General features: G+C 51.3%; 4 protein-coding genes. 3 read left to right on the forward strand and 1 reads right to left on the reverse strand.

The window, feature by feature from the left end:
• Positions 1-99 precede the first annotated feature (99 nt).
• Positions 100-792 carry a glutathione S-transferase family protein gene (locus AAY72_RS11285; protein ID WP_057787572.1) on the forward strand — a complete coding sequence of 231 codons (693 nt, stop codon included), beginning with the start codon at positions 100-102 and terminating at the stop codon, positions 790-792.
• A 52-nt stretch (positions 793-844) separates the two neighbouring features.
• Here the strand turns inward: AAY72_RS11285 and AAY72_RS11290 are convergent, their stop codons facing one another.
• Positions 845-2,689: an ABC transporter ATP-binding protein gene (locus tag AAY72_RS11290; RefSeq protein WP_008983569.1), complete on the reverse strand. Its 1,845-nt coding sequence runs from the start codon at positions 2,687-2,689 to the stop codon at positions 845-847.
• A gap of 233 nt (positions 2,690-2,922) precedes the next feature.
• Here AAY72_RS11290 and ribA point away from each other — a divergent pair, with 233 nt between their 5' ends.
• Positions 2,923-3,504, forward strand: a complete 582-nt coding sequence (gene ribA / locus AAY72_RS11295) for a GTP cyclohydrolase II (RefSeq protein WP_008983568.1) — start codon at positions 2,923-2,925, stop codon at positions 3,502-3,504.
• Positions 3,505-3,595: 91 nt separating this feature from the next.
• On the forward strand, positions 3,596-6,637 hold the full coding sequence (locus tag AAY72_RS11300) for an FAD-binding and (Fe-S)-binding domain-containing protein (RefSeq protein WP_057787574.1): 3,042 nt from the start codon (positions 3,596-3,598) through the stop codon (positions 6,635-6,637).
• Positions 6,638-6,683 lie beyond the last annotated feature (46 nt).

Here is a 6,683-nt window from a genome sequence, read left to right on the forward strand (position 1 = left end):
CTTGTGATCAAGAGACAGGCCATTGCCGGGGTTGTTTTTTGGGCTATGCTGGAAGCTGAAATCATTGATATGAAAATGCCAGCGTAAAAGGAGCTTCCGATGCGGGAACTGTATATCGCCAATAAAAATTACTCATCCTGGTCACTCAGACCCTGGTTGCTGATGAAGCAGCTGAATATTCCCTTTACCGAGCAACTGGTGCCTTTTGCCGATCAGGATAATTTTGCCCGTTTCCGTACCTTTTCACCCAGCGGTAAGGTGCCCTGTATGGTGCAACATAATACCGTGGTCTGGGATTCACTGGCGATTGCCGAGTATCTGTATGAGCATTATCCAACGGTATGGCCGGATGATCGCCGTAGTCGCGCCTGGGCCCGTTGTGCTGCGGCTGAAATTCACGCCAATTTTAATGCGCTACGCAGTATCTGCAGTATGAATTGTGGCTTACGGATTAAATTACACGAGCAAAGCGCGCCCTTGTTGCGTGATTTGGCTCGGCTGGATGAATTGATAAATGAAGGCTTAACGAAATTTGGCGGGCCTTTTCTGGCAGGCCATAACTTTACTGCTGCCGATGCCTTTTATGCACCGGTGGCCTTTCGGATCCAAAGCTATGGTCTGACGTTATCCACCCCAGCCATGCAGTATTTTCAATTATTACTGGCCTTGCCCGCCATGCAGGACTGGTATCAGCAAGCACTGGCAGAGCCGTGGCTGGATCGGGCGCATGATGAACAGATTGTGGCGTTGGGCGATATTACTGCGGATTTAAGAACGGCAATATGTCGATAGCAATTAAAGCCGCTGCAGCAGGGGCAGCGGCTTATGCTTTAGGGCTATTTGATTACTCCAGGCCGATAAAACCACCGGTCTGGTGCGCCCAAAGCTGGGCATAAATGCCACCAGCGGCGACCAACTCGGCATGGGTACCTTGCTCAACGATTTTCCCCTGATCCAGTACAATTAACCGGTCCATCTGCGCGATCGTTGATAAGCGGTGCGCTATCGCGATGACCGTTTTATTGGCCATCAGCTGGTTCAGGCTGGCCTGAATGGCGGCTTCGACTTCCGAATCCAAAGCCGAGGTGGCTTCATCCAGAATCAGGATTGGGGCATTTTTCAATAGCACCCGGGCAATGGCAATCCGTTGCCGCTGGCCACCGGAGAGTTTAACGCCACGTTCACCCACCTGAGCATCTAAGCCGGTGTTACCCTTAGGATCGGTCAGATCATGAATAAACAACGAAGCCTCGGCTTGTTCTGCTGCGGTAATCAGTTCCTGCTCAGTGGCATCGGGTTTCCCGTAGCTGATATTGTCGCGCACCGAGCGGTGTAATAACGAGGTGTCCTGCGTCACCATCGCAATCTGCCGGCGCAAGCTTTCCTGGGTAACCTGGCTGATATCCTGGCCATCAATCAGGATCTGACCGCGCTCAACATCGTAAAAGCGCAGTAACAAATTAACTAATGTGGATTTACCGGCACCGGAGCGACCCACCAGACCAATTTTTTCACCCGGTTTAATGGTCAGTTCCAATTGATTGATAACGGGTGCCTGCAGCTGATTAACTGCTTTACCATAGTTAAAGCTAACCGCCGCAAAATGAATTTCGCCCCGGCTAACCTGCAGTTCACTGGCATCCGGTTTATCGACCACGCTGGCCGGTTGCGCCAAAGTGGCCACACCATCGGCAACAGTACCGATATTTTCAAATAAACTACTGACTTCCCACATAATCCATTGCGCCATACCATTCAGGCGCAGCGCCAGACTAACGGCAATAGCGATAGCACCAACCGTAATAGCACTACCAGCCCACAGATAGAGTGACAGTGCTGCTACAGCAAAGACCAGCAGGTAATTCAGGCTTTGTACCGAAACACTTAGGCCGGTAGCCAGGCGCATTTGCCGGTATACCGGCTTTAGAAACACTTCCATACTTTCGCGGGCATAGTCTTCTTCACGCCGGGTATGGGAAAACAATTTAATGGTATTAATGTTGGTATAGCTATCAACAATGCGCCCCGTCATTTCCGAGCGGGCATCGGCCTGTGCTGTTGAGACCCGTTTCAGGCGTGGTACGAAATACAGCTGCAGCGCAATATAGAACACCAGCCAGACCAGCATCGGGACAATCAGACGCAGGTCCGCATCAGCAACGAAAAACAGCATCGCGGAAAAATACACCAGCACATACACCAGCACATCTAACAATTTCATAACGGTTTCGCGCACCGCCAGTGAGGTTTGCATCACTTTCGTCGCGATGCGGCCGGCAAAATCATTCTGATAAAAGCTAACGCTTTGCCGCAGCAAATAGCGATGGGCTAACCAGCGAATCGACATTGGGTAATTACCCAACAGCGTCTGATGCACCAACGCCGAGTGAAACAGCGTCAGCAGTGGCAATAGCACCAGCGTCACCAGCGCCATCCAAATCAGGTTAGCCCGTTCTTCGCTGAAAAAGCTTTCCGGATCTTTGGCGACTAACCAGTCAACTAACTGTCCCATAAAGCTGAATAACGAGACTTCAAGAATAGCCAACAGCGCTGAACTGATTGACATGATCAGCAGAGGCCATTCCATCCCTCTGGTGTAGTGGCGACAAAATGCCAATAACCCCTTTGGTGGCTGTTCAGGTTCTTGTGCTGGGAAAGGGCGGGTTAAACGTTCAAAAAAACCAAGCATGGCAGCAGATCCAATGTCAAAACGATAAAGTAAAAGCAGCGTATTTAAACGCAGCAGCGCAGTGTAACCGATTTTTGCAACAAAAGCCTTAACCCGAAATCGGACAAAGTGTTACACTATCACAAAATTTGATTTGGGCTTATTTCCGGGTTCACTGCAGGTTGAGGGTTGATTCTTTTACTGCACACCCCAACTTCCGGATTGTTATCAGCGGTATTATTTCGAGAACATTAATGAGTATTAAACTGGTTACCTCCACACTGTTGCCGACACCTTTTGCCGAATTCCGGTTGCATGGCTTTGAAGCAGCGAATGGCAAAGAACATGTTGCACTGACGCTGGGTGATATCACCAGCGCTGAGCCAGTATTAGCGCGGGTGCACTCTGAGTGCTTAACCGGTGATGCGCTGTTTAGTTTGCGCTGTGATTGTGGCCCGCAACTGGAAGCTGCGATGCGCAAAATTGCGGAAGCCGGTCGCGGCGTGATCCTGTATTTGCGCCAGGAGGGTCGGGGTATTGGTCTGATCAATAAAATCCGCGCCTATGCCGAGCAGGATAAAGGGCTCGATACGGTAGAAGCTAATGAAATTCTGGGCTTTTTGCCGGACCAGCGCGAGTACGGTATTGCCGCAGAAATGTTTGACCAGCTAGGTGTAAAACAAATCCGCTTACTGACCAACAACCCGCGCAAGTTAAAAGCACTGCAGGATGCCGGCGTCAATGTGCTGGAGCGGGTACAGCACCGGGTCAAAACCACCGCGCATTCACATCGCTATCTGGCGACTAAGGCCGCAAAACTTGGGCATATGGATTAAGCAGGAATTTACTGCCAAAGCCCTAAGCCCACTTTGGCATAATCTGACGCAGTGCTATACTGCCGCCAGTTTAAGCTGAAGTGGCAGAATTATGATTGCGAAGCTGAATCCTGAGCTGGCATTGGACGCCAGCGTCGTTGCCTTTACCAAAGCCCTGCAACATGCCGGCTTTACCGGTGATATTGAAACCAGCTATGGCAGTCGGCTGGCTGTCGCCACCGACAACAGTGTTTATCAAGCCTTACCACAAGCGGTATTGTTACCGCGCAGTACTGATGATCTGGTCATCATGACATCACTGGCGCAAACCTCCAGCTTTAGCCATCTAAAATTCAGCCCGCGCGGCGGCGGCACCGGCACTAACGGCCAGGCACTGACCGAGCATATCGTGGTCGATTTATCACGCCATATGCGGCAAATTCTGGAGCTGAATGTCGAAGAGCGCTGGGTACGGGTGCAGGCCGGGGTGATTAAAGATCAGCTGAATGCCTTTTTAAAGCCCTATGGCTTTTTCTTTGCCCCCGATCTGTCCACGTCCAACCGCGCCACTATCGGCGGCATGATTAATACTGATGCCTCAGGTCAGGGCTCGCTGGTCTATGGTAAAACCAGCGACCATGTGTTAGCCCTGAAAACGGTGCTGATTGACGGTAATGTGCTGAATACCCGCAAGATGCCGCTGTTTGAAGCTGAGCACCGAGCCGAGCAACCCAATAGCATCGGCCGCATCTACCGCCAGGTATTAGATAGCTGCCGTAATAAAAGGGCGCTGATCTTAGATAAATTTCCACGCCTGAACCGTTTTTTAACCGGTTATGATCTGGAGCATGTGTTTAACGCCGATCTGACCGAGTTTGATCTGTCGCGGATTATTACCGGCTCGGAAGGCTCGCTGGGTTTTGTTACCGAGGCTAAGCTGAATATCACGCCGATCGCGAAGTACAAATGTCTGGTCAATATTAAATACGACAGCTTTGAAAGTGCACTACGGAACTCGCCTTTCCTGGTCGCAGCAGCAGCCACCTCGGTGGAAACCGTCGACAGTAAGGTGCTGAACCTGGCACGTAGCGATATTGTCTGGCATCAGGTCAAAGATCTGATTACTGATGTGCCCGGCAAGGAGATGCAGGGCCTGAATATTGTCGAGTATAACACTGAGTCTGAGCAGGGAATTCACGACAAAATTTCCGCTTTGACTGCGCGTTTGGACGAGGCTATCGAACAGCAGCAAGGCGGCATCATTGGCTATCAGCTGACCTATGATGCAGCAGCAATTAATGCGATTTACACCATGCGTAAAAAGGCGGTGGGGCTGCTGGGCAATACCGCCGGCAATCATAAACCGGTGGCCTTTGCCGAAGATACCGCGGTGCCGCCGGAAAATCTGGCTGATTTTATCCTCGAGTTTCGTGCGCTGTTAGATGCACACGGTTTGCACTATGGCATGTTTGGTCATGTTGATGCCGGGGTGTTGCATGTGCGGCCGGCACTGGATTTATACGATCCGGAACAAGAGCGTTTGCTTAGAACCATCTCCGATCAGGTGGTGGAGTTAACCGCTAAATATGGCGGTTTGATGTGGGGCGAGCATGGTAAGGGCTATCGCAGTGAATACGGACCGGCATTTTTCGGTGAGGAACTCTTTACTGAGCTCAGGAAAATCAAAGCGGCTTTTGATCCGCGCAACCGTGTCAATCCGGGAAAAATCTGTACGCCTTATCAAAGTCACGATGCTTTGGTCAGTGTTGACGGTCAAAAGCGTGCCTGGTTTGACCGGCAAATTCCGGTTGCGGTGCGTGAAAGCTTTGACAGCAGTATGAACTGCAACGGCAATGGCCTGTGTTTTAACTATGAAGAAAGCTCGCCGATGTGTCCGTCCAGTAAGGTCACTAAAGATCGGCGCCATAGCCCGAAAGGCCGTGCCGGTTTAATGCGCGAGTGGCTGCGCTTACAACAGCAGGCGGGCGAAGATATCCTGCAAACGGAACAGCGTTTGTTAAAGGAAGGACAGAACATCAGCAGTCTGTGGCAGAAAATAAAGAATACGCTGGCCAAACGCCAGGGCGAGGCGGACTTTTCGCATGAAGTGATGGAGGCAATGGAGGGCTGTCTGGCCTGTAAAGCCTGTGCCGGCCAGTGTCCGATCAAGGTTGATGTGCCAAGCTTCCGCGCCCGTTTCCTGCAGCTTTACCACAGTCGCTATTTACGGCCAGCAAAAGACTATGTGGTTGCCAATATTGAACGTACCGCGCCTTTACTGGCGAAAGCCCCTAAGCTGGTGAATTTTTTCCTCGGGCAGCGCTGGCTGCAAAAAGGCCTGGAGCATGGCGTTGGCTATGTCGATACGCCATTGTTATCGGTACCCACGCTGGCACAGCGGTTGGAGGGACGTTACCGCTTTTCGTTCGATAAACTAAACGCCTTAACGGCTGAGGAGCGGCAACGCACGGTACTGCTGGTGCAGGATCCTTTTACCAGTTTTTACGAAGCGGAACTGGTGGCCGACGCACTGCAGTTGCTGGAAAAACTGGGTTATCAGCCGCTGTTATTGCCATTTCTGCCAAACGGTAAGCCGGAGCATGTCAAAGGTTTTTTAAAGCAATTTGCGGCGACCGCTGCCACGGCGGCAGCCTTTTTTAACCAGCTAAATCAGTATCAACTGCCATTGTTAGGCCTGGATGCTTCACTGGTGCTGGTCTATCGCGACGAGTATGTGAAAGCGCTTGGCAAAGAACGGGGGGATTTCCAGGTCTTACTATTGCAGGAATGGTTAGTACAGCAAAGCTTGCCCAAGGTGGCACAGGCGCAGCAGTTCTCGTTACTGGCACACTGTACTGAGAAAACCGCCTTACCTGCCAGTGAAAAGCATTGGCAACAGATCTTTATGCAGATGGGGCTGGAATTAAAGCCGGTCAGCGTTGGCTGCTGTGGTATGGCCGGTACCTATGGCCATGAAAAGCAGCAACTTGAAAACAGCAAAGCGCTGTTTGAGCTTAGTTGGCGCGCTCCGGTAACCCTGCTGGGTAATGAGCAGATCCTCGTGACCGGTTTCTCTTGTCGCAGCCAGGTAAAACGGCTGGTTGGTGATAAACCACGCCACCCACTGCAGGCTCTGCTGGCCGCTCTGGCTTGAAACTAAAAAAACACCCGGCATGTGCCTAATGCCGGTCAGTTAAGCT

The sequence above is a fragment of the Alishewanella sp. WH16-1 genome (genome assembly GCF_001441695.1).
GTDB classification, from domain to species: domain Bacteria; phylum Pseudomonadota; class Gammaproteobacteria; order Enterobacterales; family Alteromonadaceae; genus Alishewanella; species Alishewanella agri.

What these genes read in the sequence shown, in the direction of transcription:
- AAY72_RS11285 (WP_057787572.1), top strand. Translation starts at nt 100, where the DNA reads ATGCGGGAACTGTATATCGCCAATAAAAATTACTCATCCTGGTCACTC.
- AAY72_RS11290 (WP_008983569.1), bottom strand. Translation starts at nt 2,689, where the DNA reads ATGCTTGGTTTTTTTGAACGTTTAACCCGCCCTTTCCCAGCACAAGAA.
- ribA (WP_008983568.1), top strand. Translation starts at nt 2,923, where the DNA reads ATGAGTATTAAACTGGTTACCTCCACACTGTTGCCGACACCTTTTGCC.
- AAY72_RS11300 (WP_057787574.1), top strand. Translation starts at nt 3,596, where the DNA reads ATGATTGCGAAGCTGAATCCTGAGCTGGCATTGGACGCCAGCGTCGTT.